We start from the raw sequence: 21,022 nt of genomic DNA, 5'->3' as shown, positions 1-21,022 counted from the left end.
CCGCGGAGAGCGCCCGGGTGTCATGAATCGGTAGGGCATCCGCGGTGCGTCGTACCGAGACAAACGGGACTTCAAGCGAGACGCTGCCGCCATGGCAGCCTCCCCCTCCAACGACGCCTCCCACCGCTTCGACGACCTGACCGCCCTGTACATCAACTGCACCCTCAAGCCATCCCCGCAGCTCAGCCACACCCAGGGGCTGATCGACAAGAGCCGGGCCATCATGGACGCCGTCGGTGTGACCACGGACCTGATCCGCGCCGTGGACCACGACATCGCACCGGGTGTGTACCCGGACATGACGGAGCACGGCTTCGCCAACGACGCCTGGCCGGGGCTGTACGACAAGGTGATGGCGGCGGACATCCTGGTCCTGGCCGGCCCGATCTGGCTGGGCGACAACGCCTCGATCACCAAGCAGGTCATCGAGCGCCTCTACGCCTGCTCCTCGCTGCTCAACTCCCAGGGCCAGTACGCCTACTACGGCCGCGTCGGCGGCTGTCTGATCACCGGCAACGAGGACGGCGTGAAGCACTGCGCGATGAACATCCTCTACAGCCTCCAACACCTTGGCTACACGATCCCGCCGCAGGCGGACGCCGGCTGGATCGGCACGGCCGGCCCCGGGCCGTCGTATCTCGACCCGGGCTCAGGAGGTCCGGAGAACGACTTCACCAACCGCAACACCTCCTTCATGACCTGGAACCTGATGCACATCGCTGCCCTGCTCAAGCGCGCGGGAGGCATCCCCGCGCACGGCAACCAGCGCTCCCAATGGGACGCCGGCTGCCGCCCCGGCGCGGACAACCCCGAGCACCGCTGACCGACCTCGGCGGACGGGCCGTCGTCGTCCGCCGTGATCCCCGTCAGGCTTGGAGGCGTTCGGAGTAGGCCATTACGGCTCTGGTCCTGGTAATTCCCGGGCAGGACGGTCCACGACCCGTCCCAGCGGGCCACGAGTTCGGACCAGCCTCCGCCGTTCGCCTGGTCACCGCAGACCCACACCTCATCCGGCGAGGACAGTACGACGTCTTGGTCCACGCGTTGCCGTTTCACGGCATGGCGAGACTCCGTCCAGAGGAGGGCCCACCGAGGCCCTCCTCACCCACGGCCCACACCAGTTGGGGTCCCGCGGCGGCGATGCGGCGCAGCGGTGCGGCGGGAGTGCTCCCGGGTGTCGGTACGGACTGCCAGCCCTGCGCGCGAGGCGCTGCCACGTCGGCCAGGGACGGAACCGGGGCGAGCGCGACCCCGGACAGTGCGCCGATCGCCCCTGCCGCAAATCGCCGGCGGTTCACTGCTGGATCCCTAAGACGTCCGGGCACTGTGACCGACGGTCTCTTCCGTGCGGTGCCCGGCGGCCCACCCGCCCGCATGGGGGAGTACGACCCGGCTCATTGACCGGTGCGCGCCCGTTGCGGGGCACGATCCGACTCGGCCAGGCGACTGCCGGCCTGGAGGGCGTCCGGCGTACACGGGCCGACGAACAGGCCTTCAGAACAACCGCTCGATCGCGGCTGGGCTGGTCAGCCTGGTCTGCCTTGGCCCAGGTGTCGAAGCTCTCGTGCATTTTTGTCGTGCGCGGGCACACGGTGGGGCACGGGCGTGCCGGCGGCCGGTGGGGCGCCGGACTGATCAGCTGGGAGGCCAGGACGTGGAAGGGCCGCAGGATGCGGAGATCGGTCAGAAGGGGAGACGAGGGCCTGTTCCGGAAGTGTCCGCAGCGCTGACCGGGGCGCTGGACGCCATCGGTGCCGGTGCCTACGTGGTGGACGAGCGGGGCTGCATCATCGCTGTCAACACCCGCGCCGAGAGCCTGCTCGCCAGGTCCGCCGACGATCTCCTCGGGTACGACGCGCACGACCTGCTGCATCGCGGGCCGCACGGACAGCCGCTGCCGAGAACCCAGTGCGCCATGCGGCAGGCGTTTCACGCCGGGCGCCCCGCACAGGTCGACGAGGACTACTTCGCACGTGCGGACGGTTCTCTGCAGCCGATCTCATGGTTGATCACACCGTACGACATCGGCGACCACCAGGCCTGCACGCTCGTGGTCTTCCACAGTCGCGAGAAGGCGCAGGAATCCGATCCACGGCCCGAGCCACGATCCGAGCCGCCGTCCGCTGTGTTGCCGGAGCTGGAGCGGCTGGCCCTGCTGGCCGAAGCCACCGGCCAACTGACCTCCACGCTCGACGTCGACGAGGCGCTGCAACGGCTGACGGCCCTGGTGGTGCCTCGGCTCGCGGACTGGGTCGTGGTCGATCTGATCACCGAGCGCGACGAGGTGTGGCGTGCCGTCGTCGTCCACGCGGACGGTGAGACTCACACACACCATGAGGACCTGGAGGGGCCGATGCCGCCGGTCCTGGAGGACTCGCCCATGCCTCTGTCCAGGGCACTGCGCGGCGTGGCCTCCACGGTGACCGGCCCCGAGGCCTACCGTCGGGCACCGGATTCCGGCATCGCGGTCGAGCAGCGCCGCCTGTTCGACACGACCGGGATGCACTCCGCGGCCATCGCACCCGTCAGCGGCACACGCGAAGTCCTGGGCGCCCTGACCCTGGGCCGTGCCGAGAATCCCGTCGTCTTCACCGCTGCGGACCTCCCCCTGGTCGAGGACATCGCGCGCCGTGCCGGCCTCGCCCTGGACAACGCCCGCCTCTACGAGCGCCAGCGCAAGGTCGCCGAGACCATGCAGAACCATCTGCTGCCGCAGATGCCCGTCGTTCCGGGCCTTGAGCTGACAGCCCGCTACCTGCCCGCGCCCGATGCCTCACAGGTCGGCGGGGACTGGTACGACGCTTTCCGCCTGTCCGACGGAGCCACCGCCCTGGCCATCGGAGACGTCGTCGGCCACGACCTCGAGGCGGCGGCCGGCATGGCTCAACTGCGCAACATCCTGCGCGCCTACGCGTGGTCGTACCAAGAACCTCCAAGCCGGATCGTGGAACGGCTCGACGAGGCGATGGAGCACATCACGAACGTCACCATGGCGACCATGATCTTCGCCCGGATCGAGGTGACGGGCGAGGGCCGCTGGCAGCTCTCCTGGACCAACGCGGGCCACCCCCCTCCGCTGCTGATCAGCCGGGACGGTGTGGCCGGATACCTCGCTTCCGGCCATGGCGTCGCGCTGGGCACCGGACTACGCGCCCCGCGACCCGACGCCGAAGCGGTGCTGCGGCCCGGATCCACCCTGGTGCTGTACACCGACGGCCTCATCGAAGCGCCCGGCGACATCCTCGACGTAGGCCTGAACCGGTTGCGCAAGCATGCCGCCGCACTCGCCCACCGTCCCCTCACCGCGTTCACCGACCAGGTGCTGCGCCGGGTCCGCCCCGCCTCCAACGACGACGACGTCGCCCTGCTGGCGCTACGCGCCCCCGCCTGACCGTGACCGGGGCGCGGATCCGGGCGGCTCCCCGAGCGAGGCGCGCGGCAACGATCGGACGACGTCCCGCCAATTGACAGGTCCATACCAGCGCGCGACGCTGAGAGCGCTCTCAGAACCTCTGAATCGCCACAGACGAACGGAGTAAGAGCGTGTTACGGACACTCAAACGCCGGGCCACCGCAGCGGGGTTGTCTCTCGCAGCGGTCCTCGCCGGCACGCTGCTCGCAACCGGAGTGGATGCGCCGGCCCACGCCGCGGTCCCGGCGACGATCCCCCTGAAGATCACCAACAACTCGGCCCGAGGCGAGCAGGTGTACATCTACAACCTCGGCACCGAACTGTCGACCGGACGCCAGGGATGGGCCGACGCCAGCGGCACGTTCCACCCTTGGCCCGCGGGCGGGAACCCGCCGACCCCCGCGCCGGACGCCGCGATCCCGGGACCGGCGGCAGGCCAGTCAACGACCATCCGCATGCCTAAGTTCTCGGGCCGGGTGTACTTCTCCTACGGCCAGAAACTGGTGTTCAAGCTCACCACCGGCGGTCTGGTCCAGCCCGCCGTACAGAATCCGACCGACCCCAACCGAAACATCCTGTTCAACTGGTCGGAGTACACACTCAACGACTCGGGCCTGTGGATCAACAGCACACAGGTCGACATGTTCTCCGCGCCGTACGCGGTGGGAGTGCAGCGGGCGGACGGCAGCACCGTAAGCACGGGCAGGCTCAAGCCAGGCGGTTACAACGGCTTCTTCAACGCACTCAGGGGGCAGCCGGGAGGCTGGGCCAACCTGATCCAGACCCGCCCCGACGGCACGGTCCTGCGGGCCCTGTCACCGCCGTACGGCCTGGAGACGGGCGCACTCCCCGCGTCGGTCATGGACGACTACATCAACCGCGTCTGGCAGAAGTACTCGTCCTCGACGCTGACGGTCACGCCGTTCGCCGATCAGCCCAACACCAAGTACTACGGCCGGGTCTCCGGCGGCGTCATGAACTTCACCAACAGCGCCGGCACCGTTGTCACCAGCTTCGAGAAGCCCGACGCCTCTTCTGTTTTCGGCTGTCACCGTAGGCTCGACGCACCGAACGACCTGGTGCGCGGCCCCATCTCGCGCACGCTGTGTGCCGGGTTCAACCGCTCCACGCTGCTGGTGAACCCCAACCAGCCCGACTCCACGGCCGACGCCTTCTACAGGGACACCGTCACCAACCACTACGCCCGCAAGATCCACGCGCAGATGGCCGACGGCAAGGCATACGCCTTCGCCTTCGACGACGTGGGCCATCACGAGTCGTTGGTCCATGACGGCGATCCGCGTCAGGCCTACCTCACACTCGACGCGTTCAACTGATCAACTCGGTCCTCCTGCTGCTCTTCCCGCTCGCCTCTCGATGGTCACCGGTACCGAGAACTGGGGCGGTGCCGGTGGCCTCAAGCGCCCCTGAAGCAGTACCGCCCGTCTGCCGTGGTGACTGAATCGGCGCCGACATCCCCTGCTAGCGCGCCCGACCCCCTGGCTCGTCGTGGTGTGCGGAGGCTTCCGCGACCTGCCTGAGTGCCGAGGTCGTGGCGGGGTCGCCGATCTTGGCGGGCTGCTCATGCGCCGGGTGATCGGGGCGGTCATGGTGGAAGTGGGAGGGAGCCAGACGGTCGCCGGGGCCGTAGCGCTCTGAGCGGGGCTCCGCGGCAGGCTGCCTGTCGTCTTGCGCGGTGTCAGGCTCGGGGTTTCCGGCCCTGTCCTCCTGGCCCGCCCCTTCCGCCGCGCCCTGTCCGGCATGCGGTTGCGTCAGCCAGGCAATGGCCGCGCCGGTGATAGCCACAGGCCATTCCACCACCCCGGCCACGCCGAGCACTCCGGCCCCGGTGTAGACCGCGATCCGGCGCCCGCGTGGAGAAACCGCTCCTATCCAGTCCAGCGCACCGTCGGCGACCTTGCCCACCTGCTCGACGCCGGGCAAGCGGCGGAGCGTGGAACCGACGATCCGCAACGGCTGAGGAAGATCTGACCTCGTCCTGACCTGGCTCATATCGAACTCCCTCCGCGCGTTCAGGGGGTTTCAGTCCCGGGTTTCCACCGTCACATCTCATATGCGTGATTCGCGGTCGTGGTTCTCGGCATGCTTGGGCGATCACTCATTTTCTGACGGTGGCTGACGTAGCCAGGTCTCGCGGTGCGCCGAGAAGCTTCCTGAGGGTCGTCAGCGGCAGTCGTACGTGAACTGGGTGGTGACCTTGCTGTGTGCGGGCGAGATGATCTGCAGCTCGGCCCGCGCCGTGCGGTGACCCCCGCCTTGGAAGGTCCACAACAGGTGGAGACGTGCCTGTCTCTGGCCGCGGACCACCACTTCCCGCAGGACTTCGGAGGCGGTGCCGTCGCTGCGGGTCCAGCGGTAGGAGAGGGTGCCGGCACGGCCGTTCGTCCTGACGAGGCCGACGATGTCCGTGGTGTCGTCGCACCCCAGAACCGTCGGCTGGGCCGTGACCGCCACAGAGCTGACCTCGACGGACGGCGCGAGGCGCTGCCAGGCGAGGAACGCCAGGACGCAGAACAGCACCAGCGCGGGCAGAGCGTGTCTGCGCAGCCGCCGGCGAGGGGGTGCCGGGGGCGCCGGTACGTCGGGGACCGTCCGGTGCATGCGGTGCGCGGCGGCGGTGACCCCCGGGCCGAAGCGCAGCACGGTGCCTTCGACGCGGTCGGGCGGAGGCGTCGGCCGCGTCAGCGGGGCGGGCTGCGCGACGAGCGTGTCGTCCGGTCGGGGCCGCTGTATCCAGTGGCTGGCCAGCACTGTGGCGCTGTACTCGGCGCCAGCAGAGTCGGGTTCGTTGCTGGAGCCCAGGGGGAGTGTGGCGGCGCGCTCGTCGGCGGGTGCGAGGCTCCGCGTGGGCTCGTGATCCTCGTCGGGTACGAGGACCCGCGTCGGCTCACTGTCCTCGGCGGGCGCGGGAGTGCGGTCGTTCTGAGCGGTCATCGGATGTCACACTGCCTGGTCAGAAGCTGTTGAGAGGCACCTCCGCCGGCCGCTCCCGGGTCGGTCGTGGCCTGAACCGACCAGTAGCAGCCGTTGTTCTGGAAGGTGTGGTCGACGGGTATCGAGTACTGGGTGGCGCCGCTTCGTGTGAAGGTCTGGGACGCACCGTCGGGAGCGCCGGGCTGTCCCGCCGTGCCGCTTGTGAACCAGGAGACGGTGATGGAGACAGGCCCCGTGCCGTCCGTGGTGACGCCGATGGTGGCGGCGGCGGTCGTGGAGCCGGTCTGGCGGAAGGCCGACACGGTGACGTTCTTGACGGCGGGCGCGGCGGGGGAGGGGGGCGTCGACGTCACCGTGCTTTCGGGGTCGCCGGGTGGCGTAGTCACCCCACCTCCGGCCGAGGTGGCGGAGGCCGAGGGTTCCCCGATGCCGGTGGCCTCCGGGCCCGAGGGTGACTCGCCGGGCGACGACGACGGACTGCCCGAGGTGGTGGGCGTCGGGGACGACGAGGGGGAGGGGGACGGGGACGAAGGGTCCGACGCAGTCGGAGCGGCGGTCCCGGTCGGCTCCGCGTCGGGCTGGGCACTGGTCGTGGCCAGGGCCTGCGCCGCTCGCTGCGCGGCGGCCCCGGGGGTGTACGGGATTCCGTAGGTCAGGAGAACTCCGAGGAGCACGGCGGCACCTGACACCAGCATTCCGGGCCTGCCGGGTAGCCACGATCGCGCCGGGGGACGGCCTGGCACTTGGCGCAGAACCGTGCGTGCGGTGTCCGTGGTGGTCCGGGGGGTGCTGCGGGCCGATGGCAGCAGCAAGGGCAGCAGTGCCACCAGCGCGGCAAGCCGGCCTCGGCCACGTTCCTCCCAGTCGGATCCGTAGGCGGCGCCCGCGACGGCCTCCAGCTCCGTCACGAACTCCTCGGCCTGCGCGGGCCGTTCCGCCGGATCCTTGGCCAGACCGCGACGTACGAGCTCACGCACCGCCTCGGGTGCCTCGTCGACGGGGACGGGCGCGTCGACGTGCTTCAGCGCCAGCTCGGCGAGGTTGTCGCCCGAGTACGGCTTGTGCCCTGTCATGCACTCGAAGAAGGTGGCTGTGGCCGCGTACACGTCGGCGGACGGGGAGGCCGGCGCGCCCGTCCACTGCTCCGGGGCCATGTAGGAAGGGGTTCCCGCCACGCCGGCGCTGGTGCCCGAGTCCACCGCGATCCCGAAGTCGACGAGCTTGGACGACCCGTCCGGCACGACGAGGACGTTCTCGGGCTTGTAGTCGCGGTGGACGACACCGACGCGGTGGGCGTCGGCCAGACCGAGCAGCGACCCCTTGAGGATCACAAGCGCGGCTTCGGGGCCGAGCGGACCCTGACGGCTCAACAGCGTCCGCAGGGAGACCCCGTCCACCAACTCCATCACGATGGCGGCGCCGTGCGGACTCTCCACGTACTCGTACAACCCGGTGACGTACGGACTCTCAAGCCCGCCGAGCAGCCGAGCCTCCGCCCGGAAGTCGTACACGAAGCCCGGACGGGTGCGCAGTGACTCGCTGAGGTACTTCACCGCGACCGGAACACCGGTCTCCTCGTGGACGGCCAGCACGACCCGCCCACTCGCCCCCGACCCGAGTTCCAGCGACTCGGTGTATCCGGGCACTTCCCATGCCTTCATTCCATCCCCCCAGGCTGATGGCCGGCGTGCCGCCGGAGCCTCACCCCCTCCGCAGCGACCGTGCCATGCGCTCAGAGACACATTTTCGGCCACCGTGGTTGCATGGCCAGAAGTATCCGCGAGGCGTACCACGACCGTGACCTCAACCGCAGGGCCGAGCGGTCAGCCGAGGCTCGCGCGAGGCAAGTGCCTGTCAGCGGAAGCCGACGACCGCGAGTGGTTGCTGTCCCACTCCTGCTGGGCGGCCGCCATCACCCCGCCTGTCAGGAGGGCCACCAGCAGGTGTGCGATCACCGTCCAGCGGGCACGGAAGACTCCCGCGAGAACTGCCAGGATGAGTACGGCGATCAGCAGCATCCGTACCCGCCCGATGTGCGCGAGGCCGGCCGCGTCGATCCGTGCTTGGTCGCCTTGCGCTGCCCATACCTCCAGGCCGAAGCCGTATATCCAGTCCAGCACGAGCCACGCGGTCTCCAGCAAGAACAGTGGGATCGCGAGGGCGAGGTCCACGCCCAGGCGTGTTCTGCGCGACCAGGGGCGCCGGCCTTCCGGGGGTGAAAGGGTGTCGGTCATGGGTGCAGGGTGCCGCGGCTGGTGGTGGTGCGCATGAGCACCCGTACTCAACTCTGGTCCGGCGGAGCTGAAGGTGAGGGGGTGGCTTCGTCAACTTATCGACTCGGGACGCCTACGTCGCCGGACAGCTGGGGGACTGGCAGACATCGACTCTGACGGTGGACGCGGGCAAGGCCCGGTACATCGGCCTGTCCGAGGCGACAGTGGACCACATCAAGCGCGCCCAGGCCGTGCATCCGGTGACCTCCGTGCAGTCGGAGCAGGGCACCGCCTTCCTGCGTTGCGCGCGAACTTCGCCCCGGCGGCCGCAGCGCCCTGGAGGAGCCGGTCGTCACAGCGGTCGCCGAGAAGTACGGCAAGACGGCGGAGCAGGTCATCCTGCGCTGGCATCTCGAGCACGTGCGGTGCGCGATTCCGAAGTCCGTCAAGGCGGATCGCAGCGCGGAGAACTTCGACGTCTTCGACTTCATGCTCACACCCGACGAGGTGGCCGCCATTGACGCCCTCGACACGGGGCTGCGCAGCGGACCCGACCCGGAGAACATCCGCCTGGACACGTTCGGAACCCGCTGACGCCGAGGCCTGTGTGCCTCGGAGTCGCTTCCCCGAGGCACACGAACGCGCAGGTCGGCAATTCCGACGAAGACGGGGAAGTGTTCTGCCTGGCGTTCGCACCGATGGTTCACGGGTGGTCGCAGCAGAGATGCCTATCGAGATGAGCCCCGGTCCGCTCGGTGATCAAGTGGACCTTCGAGCCCGCCGACTGTTGCCCTTCGCGACGAGACGTATCGTCTCGCCAATCTTTCCGTCATGTCGTACCGTCCTGCACATGGGTTCCCTGTGAGAAAGCCGGCGCCGATGGCGTAGAGCAGTGCTCCGCCGTCGCCGCGCCCGAACGTGCCCTCTCATCCACCCGATCCGGCGCCCGCGGCCAGGAGGGACCCGGTCATGCGTGGCTCACAACTCACCCTTCACCACGTCACCAAGCGCTATCCCGGCCGTACCGTCCTCGACCAGGTCTCCTTCAGTCCGAAGCCGGGCGAGAAGGCCGGGCTCATCGGTGACAACGGCTCCGGCAAGTCCACCCTCCTGCGGCTCATCGCGGGCCAGGAACGCCCGGACAGCGGCGAGTTGACCGTATTTGCCGCCGACGGCATCGGTTACTTGCCGCAGACCGTCCCCCTGCCCCCGACCGCGACCGTCCAGACGCCGTCGACCTGGCCCTCGCGGACCTGCGCGCACTGGAGGTGGAGCTGCGCCGGGCCGAGCAGGCGCTCGGCGACGGCACTGACCCGGCGGCGCCGGCCGCGTACGCCGCCCTTCTCCAGCGCTACGAGGCGCGCGGTGGCTACGACGCCGACCATCGCGTCGATCTCGCCTTGCACCATCTCGCCCTGCCCTCCCTCCCTCGCGACCGACGACTGGGCACCCTCTCCGGCGGCGAGCGCTCCAGGCTGGCCCTGGCCGCCGTCCTCGCCGGCCGCCCGGAACTGCTGCTCCTGGACGAGCCGACGAACGACCTGGACGACCAGGCCGTTGAGTGGCTGGAGGCACAGCTGCGGGCACACCGCGGCACAGTGCTGGTGGTCACCCACGACCGAGTGTTTCTCGAGCGCCTGACCTCCACAATCCTGGAGGCCGAGGCGGGAAGCGTCACCCGGTACGGAGACGGCTACGCCGGCTACCGCACCGCCAAGGCCGCGGAACGCCGCAGCCGGTTCCAGGAGTACCAGGAGTGGCGGGCCGAACTGGCCCGCAACGGGCGGCTCGCCGCCGGGCATGCGCTCCGTCTCGACGGCATCCCGCGCAAGGCCCCGCTGGCCAACTTCGGCCATGGCGGCTTCCGGGCCCGCGGCCGGGCGCACGGCGCGATGGCCCGTATCCGCAACGCCCGCGAACGGGTCGACCGGCTGACGGCGAACCCGGTGGCGCCGCCACCGCAGCCGCTGACCTTCACCGCGCGCATCGGGACGGCGGGGGCCGGCGCAGATGCCTCAGCGGCGGAGCTCCCCTCGGTACAACTGTCGGACGTACGCGTGGGAGACCGCATTCACCTGACCTCCCTCACCCTCGGCACGTCCGGCCGACTGCTGGTCACCGGCCCCAACGGCGCTGGCAAGACCACGCTGCTGAAGCTGCTCGCCGGTGAGTTGCGGCCCGACGAGGGTTCGGTGCGGGTGCCGGGCCGGGTGGGCCATCTACGCCAGGACGAGACGCCGTGGCCGCCGGGCCTGACGGTGACGGAGGCGTTCGCGCTGGGCCGCGTGGGCTCCGCCGACGAGCACGCGCAGGCCCTGCTGACCCTCGGCCTCTTCCGCCCGGCGGAGCTCCGGCTGCGCATCGGCGAGCTGTCGTACGGCCAGCGACGCCGCGTGGACCTCGCACGGCTGGTGTCCGAGCCCGCCGACCTCCTGCTGCTCGACGAACCGACCAACCACCTGGCCCCCGCGCTGGTCGAAGAACTGGAGGCCGCGCTGGCCCATTACCCGGGCGCAATCGTCCTCGTCACACATGATCGGGCGTTGCGTACACGGTTCCGGGGCGAGTACCTGCATCTGCCGGAGACGGCCGGGGTCCGCTCGGGATGACGGCTGGGCGGCGGGCTGCCTGGCACCGGGCGGTGCAGGCAGCGTCGCCGCCGCACCGGGCATCGGCGTGCCGGCTGGGCGGCCACGGGCGTCGATGTGCTTCAGCAGGTCGAGGACATCGACGGGAGCGGATGGTGGTGGGAGCCGTGAGTCGGTCTGCGGCCGACCTGGCCGTGTCCACGGGAATCTCCGCCGGCGGAACCGAGTTGCTTCTACAACGATTTCAAACGGTGGACCGCGGTCCACCGCAGGAAGGAGACGGGCGCCGATGAGCCTTCGTCAGTACGAGTACGCCCTGGCCGTTGCCGAGGAGGGCTCGGTGACGGCGGCGGCGGAGCTGCTGCGCGTTGCTCAACCGTCGGTGTCCCAGCAGATCCGCGGCCTGGAGCGGGAACTCGGCGTGGAACTGTTCGCCCGCACGCCGACCGGACTGGTGCCCACCGTGGTCGGTCGCGCGTTCCTGCGGGAGGCGGAGGTCGCGGTGAACGCGGTGCGGCGGGCGAGGGCGACGGCGCGGGCCGGCGCCGACGAGCTGGTGGGCGAGCTGGTGGTCGCGGTGCAGATGGGCTTCGGCACGCGGCAACTGCCCGGCGCGCTGGGCGCGCTCAGTCGCCGCTTCCCGCGGCTGGAGGCCACCGTCTTCGAGGAGCCGAGCTACGCAGAGCTGGACCGGCTGTGCCGCCGTGGCGTGCTGAACCTCGCGCTGATGGCGGCGTGCGAGCGGAGCCCCGCCGACGCCCACCACCTCGGCGACGAGGAGTTCGTCGTGGTGGTGGGCGCCGGGCACCGGCTGCTCGCCGCGGACCGGGTCGAGCTGCGCGAGCTGGCGGGGGAGCCGTGGGTGAGGTTCGACCGTGACAGCGCGCTCGACGGCGTGCTGATGAACGTGCTGCGGGACAACAACCTGACCCCGACCACGGTCGCCCGCGTGTCTCAGACGGCCACGGCCGTGCGTTGGGCCGCCCACGGGCTGGGGGTGACGCTCGTCCCGGCCTCCGCGGTGCCCCACGGTTACGAGCACCTCGCGCGCCCGGTGTTCCCGGTCGTGTCCCAGCCCGTCATCGCCGTGGTCCGGCATGGCGCGGGTCCGGCGGAGACGGCCCTGCTCGAACTCCTGCGTAAGGAGACCTGGTCCGAGGCCGATTTCTTCGCGCCGGTTTCCTGACGGCCGGGAAGGAAGCGGAGGAAGCGGACGGACGCCGCTGAATTCCTTTTCGTTGAAACCGGCGTTCCGGAATTCCGTCGGCGTCAACCCCTGGGGAATTCGCCGCCGTCCACGACGAGATTGCTCGCCGTCAGCCAGCCGGCCCGGTCGGACACGAGAAACAGCACCGCCTGAGCGATGTCGTCGGGCTGGCCGTCGCGCCCCAACGGAGGGGTGTTGGTGGCCTGGCCGGGCCCCGAGTCCAGGCGCGCCCACTGTTCCCGCGTCGCTTCGCCGCCGGGGGTGGCGGTCCTGCCGGGAGACACGGTGTTGACCCGGATCCCGAACGGAGCCAGTTCCGCGGCCAGTCCCCGGCTGTAGTTCTCCAGCGCCGCCTTCGCCGCCGTGTAGTGCAGGAACGGCGGTGGCGTGGGGGGGAACCGCCGCCGAGGAGACGTGCACGATCGCCCCCGAACGCCGTTCCCGCATCCCCGGTGCCAGCAACGAATCCAGCCGCACCGATGCCAGGAAGTTCAGGTCCAGCGCGTCCTGCCACACCTCGTCAGGGATGGCCAAAGCTCCCTTGTACGGTTGCGCCCCGCCCGCGTTGTGGACCAGGACGTCCACCCCGCCGAGCACCTCCTGCGCGGCCGAGGCGAGCGCCTCCGCGCCGGCCTGGGTCCGCACGTCGGCCGCCACGAAGGTGGCCCCCTCGGGCGCCGTGCTCGTCGCCGACCTGGCAGTCGTGAGCACCTCGGCACCCGCGTCAAGGAGTTGGCGCACGACGGCCGCTCCGATTCCGCGAGTACCGCCCGTGACCAGGGCCCGCTTTCCCTTGAGTTCTCGCATTCCTGATCCGTTCTCCATCGTGGTCATGCCACCGGTCCTCTCGATCGCGTAATTGTCCGCCCGACGAAATAGAGCGGAATAGAGATCGACGTGCGCAGAGCGCGAATCTTCGGAGAAATCGCGGTGAGCACCTCGCACCTCGTCGAGCTGTTTCACCGTACGGCCGGAAGAGAAAAAGAGGCAAAGACGAAAAGTCAGCACGAGATATAGGGAGTTCCTATGCCACCCCAGCGGCCCGGCGCCTCCGCCGGACCCGCCCACCAGGACGGTCGCGGAGAGTCGGCCGCACCGCGTGAGCCCTGTCTCACCCGGGCAGTTCCCCTTGGCTATGCAACGAGTTGCATATAAAGATCGGAGGCATGGCGCTCGAGCACGCGATCCTCGTCTCCCTGCTGGAGAAGCCGGGTACCGGCTATGAGCTGGCCCGGCGGTTCGATCGGTCCATCGGCTATTTCTGGACCGCCACGCACCAGCAGATCTACCGCGTTCTGAAGCGCATGGAGAGCGATGGTCTGCTCGCCGTCCGCGGGCTGCCGCAGCAGAGCCGGCCGGACAAGAAGGAGTACTCCGTCATGGGCCCCGGCCGCGCCGCCCTCTCCCAGTGGCTGCACGAACCGATCGAACCCGAGAGCATCCGGCACGACCTCGCCGTGAAGATCCGTGGCGCGGCCTTCGACGACCCGTCCGCACTGATCCGTGAGGTCGAACGGCACCGCCAGGTGCACAGTGACCGGCTCGCGCACTATCTCGCCGGGGAACTGCGCGACTTCACCGGCTCTGCGGCCCCCACCCCGCTCGACGCCGGTCAGGAGCTGCAGCATGTCGTGCTGCGCGGCGGCATCGCGTACGAGCGGATGACGATCGCCTGGCTCGACGACGTACTCGCCACCCTCCGCCGTCTCGGCACGTCACCCCCGCATGCCTGAACCGCCAACCACCGTCACGGCCGCCGGCGCCCCGCGACCTTCATTTCCGCACCCTTCACCCTCAACCCTCGGAAGGCGGACCTCCATGGCCGACCCCCTCCTCTTCAACCCGCGCACCTACGACCCCGCGCGGTTCGACCCCGAGACCCGCAGGTTGCTGCGTGCCACCGTCGACTGGTTCGAGGACCGCGGCAAGCGCAGGCTCATCGAGGACTACCGTTCCCGCGCCTGGCTGGCCGACTTCCTCGCGTTCGCCGCCAAGGAAGGGCTGTTCGCCACCTTCCTCACCCCGGCCTCCGCCGCCGGACACAAAGACCAGCGCTGGGACACGGCCCGGATCGCCGCCCTCAACGAGATCTTCGGGTTCTACGGTCTCGACTACTGGTACGCGTGGCAGGTGACCATCCTCGGTCTCGGACCGGTCTGGCAGAGCGACAACGCCGCGGCTCGCACCCGCGCGGCGGAACTCCTCGCCCAGGGCGAGGTGTTCGCCTTCGGCCTCTCCGAGAAGACCCATGGCGCCGACATCTACTCCACCGACATGCTGCTGACGCCGGACGGCAACGGCGGCTTCAGGGCGACGGGTTCCAAGTACTACATCGGCAACGGCAATGCCGCCGGACTGGTCTCGGTCTTCGGCCGACGCACCGACATCGAGGGCCCGGACGGCTACGTCTTCTTCGCCGCCGACAGCCGCCACCCGGCCTATCACCTCGTGAAGAACGTCGTCGACTCCTCGAAGTACGTCAGCGAGTTCCGCCTCGCGGACTACCCGGTGGGCCCGGACGACGTCCTGCACACGGGCCGCGCCGCCTTCGACGCAGCCCTCAACACCGTCAACGTCGGCAAGTTCAATCTCTGCACCGCCTCGATCGGCATCTGCGAGCACGCGATGTACGAGGCGGTCACCCACGCGCACAACCGCATCCTGTACGGCCGCCCCGTCACCGCCTTCCCGCACGTGCGCCGCGAGCTGGCCGACGCGTACGTCCGCCTCGTCGGCATGAAGCTGTTCAGCGACCGCGCCGTGGACTACTTCCGCTCCGCCTCGCCGGACGACCGCCGCTATCTGCTCTTCAACCCGATGACGAAGATGAAGGTGACCACGGAGGGCGAGAAGGTCATCGACCTGATGTGGGACGTGATCGCCGCCAAGGGCTTTGAGAAGGACACCTACTTCGCGCAGGCCGCCGTCGAGATCCGGGGGCTGCCCAAGCTCGAGGGCACGGTGCACGTCAACCTCGCGCTGATCCTCAAGTTCATGCGCAACCACCTCCTGAACCCGGCCGAGTTCGCGCCCGTGCCGCCCCGCCTCGACGCGGCCGACGACGCGTTCCTCTTCGAGCAGGGACCGGCACGTGGCCTTGGCTCCGTGCGCTTCCACGACTGGCGTCCCGCCTACGACGCATACGCCGCCGTGCCGAACGTCGCCCGCTTCCGGGAGCAGGCCGACGCCCTGTGCGAGTTCGTCGCCACCGCAGCCCCCGACGAGGAGCAGAGCCGCGACCTCGATCTCCTTCTCGCCGTCGGCCAGTTGTTCGCGCTGGTGGTGCACGGCCAGCTGATCCTGGAGCAGGCCCGTCTGACGGACCTTGACGAGGACGTGCTCGACGAGTTGTTCTCCGTCCTCGTCCGCGACTTCTCCGCATTCGCCGTCGAACTGCATGGCAAGGACTCCGCCACGGAGGATCAGCAGCGTTGGGCGCTCGGTGCCGTCCGGCGTCCCGTCGTCGACGAGGCGCGTTCGGGACGGGTCTGGGAACGTGTCGAGGCACTGTCCGGGGCGTACGAGATGGCGCCGTAGCAGCGCGCCCCGGGCGCTCGTCCACACGCCCGTCGGCTCGGCAACGTACGCCAGATCAGGTACCGGCCTGCAGGGACTGATCCCGTCAGACCCCGCTATGACGTTCTGTCAGCACAGTGAACGCACAGCCGCTCGTTTCGTCTCTTGCACGGTGCACCCCCCAACTGAGGAGGAACGCTGTGCGTTCACACAGACGTATACGTACGAACCCCGCCGGGCCCGTGGTCCTCGCGCTCGCCGCGGTCGGGAGCGTCCTGGCCACGCCGCTCTCACCCGCCTCGGCTGCGGAGCCGGCCGCACGCGCTGATCTCCGTGCTGATGTGAACCGCGACGGGCGGGTCGATGTCACCGGCGGCACCGACTCGACCGGTGAGGACGCCTGGTCGTTGGGCCAGGGAGCGGTCTACCTGCCCAACATCGACGATGACACCAAACGCTGCCCGGTCACCGGACCCGGCGGCAGACCGCTGTCCGACGCCAAGCTGGCCGCGTGCAACGATGCCGCCGACACCCGGGTCAACGGCTCGGCTGACGCCGCCGACCTTGCCCGTATCCGCTCGGTACCGATGCGGGACCTGCCGTCGGGCGCCAAGGGCAGCGTCAAGGTCATGACGGGAGGCAAGTACACCCGCGTCTACGTCAAGCGTGCGGACAACTGGGTCATGATCACGCCGCGGACCAGCTTGTCGGCCGCTGAGTTGCGCTCCGGCGTGGAGTTCGGGGTCGAGGCCACCGACGTGATCCGGGACACCCGGACGTGGGACGGCCGGACGGTCATCCGCCTGACCGTGGCGGTGGGCGACCAGACCACATCCGACGCGGTCACCCTGCGCGTCGCTCCACTGCTCACCCACCACCATCTGCAGCAGACCCAGCAGGTGATGGTCACCAAGGTGGGCCGCGACGCGGATTGGAGCGGGCTGCAGGGCAAGTTCGTCACCGACCTGAAGCGCGAAGTGGAGAAAGCCGGCATCACCCGGCCGCTCGTGACGTTCGACAAGTACGGCGACCCCTGGGCGCAGGACTTCGTCGAGCCGGCTTACGTCAGCATGACCGGAACGGACGGGCGCCGGCGAGTGATCCGTGTGATGCTGCGCTCTGCGCAACCGGATCGTGAGGCCGGTCGGGAGCTGTTCGAGAAGGTGCGAGGACGGGACATCGCAGTGGTGCAGGCCTTCGACAGGTCGGCACCGGCGGACTGGTCGCTCAACTCCATGGGGAACCTGGAGACCATCCCTCCGTACGTCCACAACGGCCGCTCGTTCCCGGCCGGACGGATCATCATGGGCTGGCGCAAGGACAGCGGCAAGCGGCCCTCGGCGACGATGCGCACGCTGCTGAAGTCCCAGGGACTGCAGGACCCCTTGCTCCTGGACACCTCCTGGCTGGAAGTGGGGCATGTCGACGAATTCGTGCAGTTCCTGCCCGCCGACACCCCGCGCGGCTGGCGGATCGGCGTTGCCGACCCCGAAGCGGGGCTGCAACTGCTGCGCGACGCCCAGCGCGCGGGTCATGGAGGCACCAAGATGTTCTCCGTCCCGGGCCTCGGAGGCGCCCCACCGCTGCCGGAGACCATCGACCAGGCCCTCGCCTCCCGGCACCTGGTGGCCGACAACGCCCTGGCGGCCCAGCGGATCGCCGCCAATCTGGAGACCCTCAAACGTGAGACCGGCGTGACCGAACACGAGATCGTGCGCGTGCCGGCCCTCTACACCCGTGGCTCCATGGCCCGTTCGGAGGGTGGGGAGGACGTCCCCGTGCCGCGACTGACACGCATGGGTGGTAACACGCCCCTGCTGGACGCGGTGAAGAAGCACGGCCAGCAGCGGTGGCTGGCCGGGGACGGAAACGACTCCGCCGCGGCCGCACGGGCGACCGCCGCGACGAGCGCGTACGTGCCCGGCGCGGTCAACGGCATCCTCCTCAGCCGCGACCGTTACCTTGCTCCCCGCCAATGGGGCCCTGTCATCGGCGGGAAGGACATCTTCACCCAAGCCGCCACAGCGGCCTACGTGCGGGCGGGCCTGAAGGTGTCGTACATCGACGACTGGTACACGTACCACCTCGGTATGGGTGAGGTGCATTGCGGCACCAACACCCTGCGTGATGCCTCCGCCGCCTGGTGGCGGCCGGCAGGACCCACGACGCCGTAGCACTCGGTGCCGGGCGTTTTCCGGGGCCTTCGGACCGCGTCACCCGCGACTGTCTCAGTGCAGGCGCGGGTGGTGCGGTCGGTCAAGGCAGGAGCTCGACGTACCCGTCGGTTCCGTGCACGCGGATCCGCTGCCCGTCCCGGATCAGCCGGGTGGCCTGCTCCACGCCCACGACGGCAGGCAAGCCGTACTCCCGGGCGATCACTGCGCCATGGGTCATCAGGCCGCCCACCTCCGTCACCAGGCCCGCGATTCCGACGAACAACGGCGACCAGCTGGGGTCCGTGAAGGGCGTGACCAGGATGTCGCCCGCTTCGAGATCGGCCTCCGCCATCTCAAGGATGACGCGGGCCCGTCCCTCGATGGTCCCGGCGGAAACCGGCACGCCGACCAGTGCGCCGGCCGGCACGTCGTCGCGGCGGTACGCCCCGGTGACGGCCTCACCATCCGAGGTGAGCACCCGGGGCGGTGTGAGCGCGTGGTACGACCGGAACGCGTCCTTGCGCTGCTGGATGACCTGGTCATCTACCTGGTTCGAACGCACGACGTCGTGGAGTTCCTGGAACGTGAGGTAGAAGATGTCCTCCTTCTCAGGAAGCACGCCGGACTGCACGAGGCGCTCGGCCTCCTCCATCAACGCCTGCTTGTAGACGAAGTAGCGGCTGATGATGCCGTACTTCGGGTACTCCCGGTACCCGATGAAGGTTCGGACCCGGTCGATCATCCGCTTGGCCTCGTCGGCTTTCTGGTCCCCGTCCGGCAGGGCCCGCAAGCGTGACAGCACGTCCTGTTCCTTCTTCTGAGCCTTCTGTCGCCCTTGCTCGAAGCGCCGCTCGGCGGCGCCCGGCTCGAAGTTCCTGACATTGTCGAGGATCACGGGCACGAGCGTGGTGGGGCGCTCGCGCCACCGTGGCCTCGTGATGTCGATCTCGCCGACGCAGCGCATGCCGTACCGGTCGAGGTAGGCCTCGATGGCGTCGCGCGCTTCGGTTCCGCCCGCGAGCTTCGGCAACTCGTCCAGGAAGCCCTCGTCCTCGACGCCCTGCAGGAACGCCACCACCTCCGGATGCGGGCGGATCACGTCCGCGACGTCGAGCAGCGCCAGCCCCATCTCCGACGTGACATTGTCGGGGGCGGACAGCGTGAGCGTGTCGGCCGCGTTCTTCTCGCCCAGCCACTCCTGCAGCTTGTCGTTGAGCCACCACGTGGCCTCCATCCCCGCCATGATCACCCGCATGCTCTGCGGATCACCGAGGACTCGCTTGTGCTCCTCGAAGGCCTCCAGCAGGAAGTCGAACAGCGCCGGTCCGGTCTTCGTCCGGATCTCGCGCTCGAGGGCGGCGATGGACGCCTGGCTGCGCTCGATCAGTTCGGTGACGATGGCCGGGTCGGTCTCGATCGGGGCGGACGCACCGCCGGCCGGCGGCCCGCCGGGACCCGCGTCCGGGAGCGACGGGACGAAGTCGTCGCGGTCGAGGACGGTCTCCAGAGCGTCCCTGACCAGCGGATCGCCTCTCCCTATGAGGTCCAGGAGGCCGGCGCGGCTCGCGGGCGAGGCCAGGCGCCGGGTGACGTCGACGAACAGCCTCCCGCCGGCCTCGTGCATCGCCACCATGGCCGTCAGTTGCCACATGGAGAACCCCAGCGGCTTCATGGGGTCGGTCATCATCTGCTGATGGCCGACGGAGACGTAGACGTGATTCTCCTGGTCGCCGCTCTCGGGGATGGGGAACAGCGTCGTGATCGGCCGGCTCTGAACGATCTGGAAGCCGTCATCGCCCAGGCACCATTCGATGTCCTGAGGGCGGCCGAAGTGCGCTTCGATCCGCCGCCCGAGCTGCACGAGCCGCACGACCTGAGCATCCGTCAGCGCCGGCTGCTCCTGGCGCTGCGAGTCGATCGCCACTTCCCGCGTACCGCCGGTCGGCAGGGCGTGAACGGCACGCTGTTTGGCGGCGATCGCCTTGGCGACGACTTCGCCGTTTCGCACCTTGAAGACGTCCGGGTTCACCAGGCCGGAGACCAGGGCCTCGCCGAGGCCGAAGCCGGCGTCCACGGTGGCGACCTTCCGGTTGCCGGTGACGGGGTCGGCCGTGAACAGGATGCCGGCCGCATGCGGGAAGACCATCTGCTGCACGACCACGGCCATTTGGACCGTACGGTGGTCAATGCCGTTGCGCTGGCGGTAGGTCACGGCCCGCTCGGTGAACAGCGAGGCCCAGCACCGGCTGACGTGCTGGAGGATCGCCGTCGGCCCCACGACGTTCAGGTACGTGTCCTGCTGGCCGGCGAAGGAGGCCGTCGGCAGGTCCTCGGCCGTCGCGCTGGACCGGACGGCGTAGGCAGCTTGCTCGCCGAGCCGGGCGAGCGCGCGGGTGATCGCCGCCACGAGATCGCCCGGGATGGCAATCCCTTCGATGGTCCGACGAATCCGCGCGCTGACCGTGCGGATCGCCTCCCGGTCGTCCGGGTTGAGGCGCGACAGCTGGTCGAGCTGATCGTCGATCGACGGCACTTCCGCCATGATCCGCCGGAAGGCATCCGTCGTCACGCAAAAGCCGCCCGGCACGCGGATGCCTTCGATCCGCGACAGCCCGCCCAGGTGTGCTCCCTTGCCGCCAACGACCGCGACCTGCGTCTCGTCCACGTCTTGAAGATCCAACACGTACCGCTCACTCATGTGCGATACCTCCGAGGCAGCCGTGCTCCAGTGCACTGTCCCGGCCGATTGATTCGACATCACCGTGTCCCCCATACGTCGACAACACCACACGCACGTCGCGCCCCATTTCCGCAGGTTGTGGCATCGGCCGACGATTCTGCGCCGTGACCCGGGTCTTGTGGCAAGCCCCCCTGTGCGCTCAATGCCAGTGAATTAGCAGAACTCTGCTGGTCAGCAGCCCGCTGATGGTCGGTTTGGGCTGATTTCATCCTTGGTGACACTGGGTAGTTCGTCA

The 21,022-nt window shown here is 69.4% G+C and carries 14 protein-coding genes and 3 pseudogenes; 10 read left to right on the top strand and 7 right to left on the bottom strand.

The genetic code is table 11. The features are described from left to right. The first annotated feature begins 91 nt into the window (after positions 1-91). Positions 92-823, top strand: a complete 732-nt coding sequence (locus ACZ7NC_RS40860; protein WP_471496555.1) for a flavodoxin family protein — start codon at positions 92-94, stop codon at positions 821-823. A gap of 229 nt (positions 824-1,052) precedes the next feature. Here the strand turns inward: ACZ7NC_RS40860 and ACZ7NC_RS40855 are convergent, their stop codons facing one another. Further along, on the bottom strand, positions 1,053-1,298 hold the full coding sequence (locus ACZ7NC_RS40855) for a hypothetical protein (RefSeq protein WP_471496552.1): 246 nt from the start codon (positions 1,296-1,298) through the stop codon (positions 1,053-1,055). A gap of 416 nt (positions 1,299-1,714) precedes the next feature. Here ACZ7NC_RS40855 and ACZ7NC_RS40850 point away from each other — a divergent pair, with 416 nt between their 5' ends. Continuing rightward, entirely contained in the window at positions 1,715-3,391 is a 1,677-nt protein-coding gene (locus ACZ7NC_RS40850; protein WP_471496550.1) for a PP2C family protein-serine/threonine phosphatase, read from the top strand. A 152-nt stretch (positions 3,392-3,543) separates the two neighbouring features. Continuing rightward, a complete protein-coding gene (locus tag ACZ7NC_RS40845) occupies positions 3,544-4,749 on the top strand; it encodes a glycoside hydrolase family 64 protein (protein ID WP_471496548.1) in 1,206 nt (401 codons plus the stop codon). A gap of 145 nt (positions 4,750-4,894) precedes the next feature. Here ACZ7NC_RS40845 and ACZ7NC_RS40840 read toward each other — a convergent pair whose 3' ends face one another. From ACZ7NC_RS40840 to ACZ7NC_RS40825, 4 genes are all read right to left on the bottom strand, one after another. Further along, entirely contained in the window at positions 4,895-5,425 is a 531-nt protein-coding gene (locus ACZ7NC_RS40840; RefSeq protein ID WP_471496546.1) for a hypothetical protein, read from the bottom strand. A 171-nt stretch (positions 5,426-5,596) separates the two neighbouring features. After that, a complete protein-coding gene (locus ACZ7NC_RS40835) occupies positions 5,597-6,367 on the bottom strand; it encodes a hypothetical protein (protein ID WP_471496544.1) in 771 nt (256 codons plus the stop codon). Then, the gene (locus ACZ7NC_RS40830; RefSeq protein ID WP_471496542.1) at positions 6,364-8,028 is read right to left on the bottom strand and encodes a serine/threonine-protein kinase; all 1,665 of its coding nucleotides are present in this window, start codon (positions 8,026-8,028) and stop codon (positions 6,364-6,366) included. Before ACZ7NC_RS40830 ends, ACZ7NC_RS40835 begins: the two co-directional genes overlap by 4 nt. Positions 8,029-8,190: 162 nt before the next feature. Further along, the gene (locus ACZ7NC_RS40825) at positions 8,191-8,601 is read right to left on the bottom strand and encodes a DUF6234 family protein (RefSeq protein WP_471496540.1); all 411 of its coding nucleotides are present in this window, start codon (positions 8,599-8,601) and stop codon (positions 8,191-8,193) included. 158 nt (positions 8,602-8,759) lie between these two features. On the opposite strand from ACZ7NC_RS40825, the pseudogene ACZ7NC_RS40820 reads away from it, so the two are divergent. The 4 genes and pseudogenes from ACZ7NC_RS40820 to ACZ7NC_RS40805 all read left to right on the top strand — a co-directional run. Continuing rightward, positions 8,760-8,861 (top strand): annotated as a pseudogene (locus ACZ7NC_RS40820) (aldo/keto reductase); the annotation flags it as partial. A gap of 55 nt (positions 8,862-8,916) precedes the next feature. Then, positions 8,917-9,174 (top strand): aldo/keto reductase, encoded by a 258-nt coding sequence (locus ACZ7NC_RS40815; RefSeq protein ID WP_471496568.1) that lies wholly within the window; start codon positions 8,917-8,919, stop codon positions 9,172-9,174. 375 nt (positions 9,175-9,549) lie between these two features. Then, positions 9,550-11,189, top strand: a pseudogene (locus tag ACZ7NC_RS40810) (TlrC/CarA/OleB/SrmB family ABC-F type ribosomal protection protein). A 268-nt stretch (positions 11,190-11,457) separates the two neighbouring features. Continuing rightward, complete coding sequence (locus tag ACZ7NC_RS40805; RefSeq protein ID WP_471496538.1) at positions 11,458-12,354, top strand: LysR family transcriptional regulator; 897 nt, start codon at positions 11,458-11,460, stop codon at positions 12,352-12,354. A gap of 83 nt (positions 12,355-12,437) precedes the next feature. Here ACZ7NC_RS40805 and ACZ7NC_RS40800 read toward each other — a convergent pair. Next, positions 12,438-13,209 (bottom strand): annotated as a pseudogene (locus ACZ7NC_RS40800) (SDR family oxidoreductase). A gap of 332 nt (positions 13,210-13,541) precedes the next feature. Between ACZ7NC_RS40800 and ACZ7NC_RS40795 the strand changes: the two are divergent. From ACZ7NC_RS40795 to ACZ7NC_RS40785, 3 genes are all read left to right on the top strand, one after another. Next, a complete protein-coding gene (locus tag ACZ7NC_RS40795) occupies positions 13,542-14,108 on the top strand; it encodes a PadR family transcriptional regulator (protein WP_471496536.1) in 567 nt (188 codons plus the stop codon). A gap of 85 nt (positions 14,109-14,193) precedes the next feature. Continuing rightward, complete coding sequence (locus ACZ7NC_RS40790) at positions 14,194-15,912, top strand: acyl-CoA dehydrogenase family protein (protein WP_471496533.1); 1,719 nt, start codon at positions 14,194-14,196, stop codon at positions 15,910-15,912. Between the two features lie 179 nt (positions 15,913-16,091). Continuing rightward, positions 16,092-18,065 (top strand): protein-arginine deiminase domain-containing protein, encoded by a 1,974-nt coding sequence (locus ACZ7NC_RS40785; RefSeq protein WP_471496531.1) that lies wholly within the window; start codon positions 16,092-16,094, stop codon positions 18,063-18,065. An 82-nt stretch (positions 18,066-18,147) separates the two neighbouring features. Here the strand turns inward: ACZ7NC_RS40785 and rph are convergent, their stop codons facing one another. After that, positions 18,148-20,745, bottom strand: a complete 2,598-nt coding sequence (gene rph / locus ACZ7NC_RS40780) for a rifamycin-inactivating phosphotransferase (RefSeq protein WP_471496529.1) — start codon at positions 20,743-20,745, stop codon at positions 18,148-18,150. Between the last annotated feature and the right edge of the window lie 277 nt (positions 20,746-21,022).

Source organism: Streptomyces sp. NPDC111802 (assembly GCF_055634335.1).
This window is presented reverse-complemented; position numbering and strand designations above follow the sequence as displayed.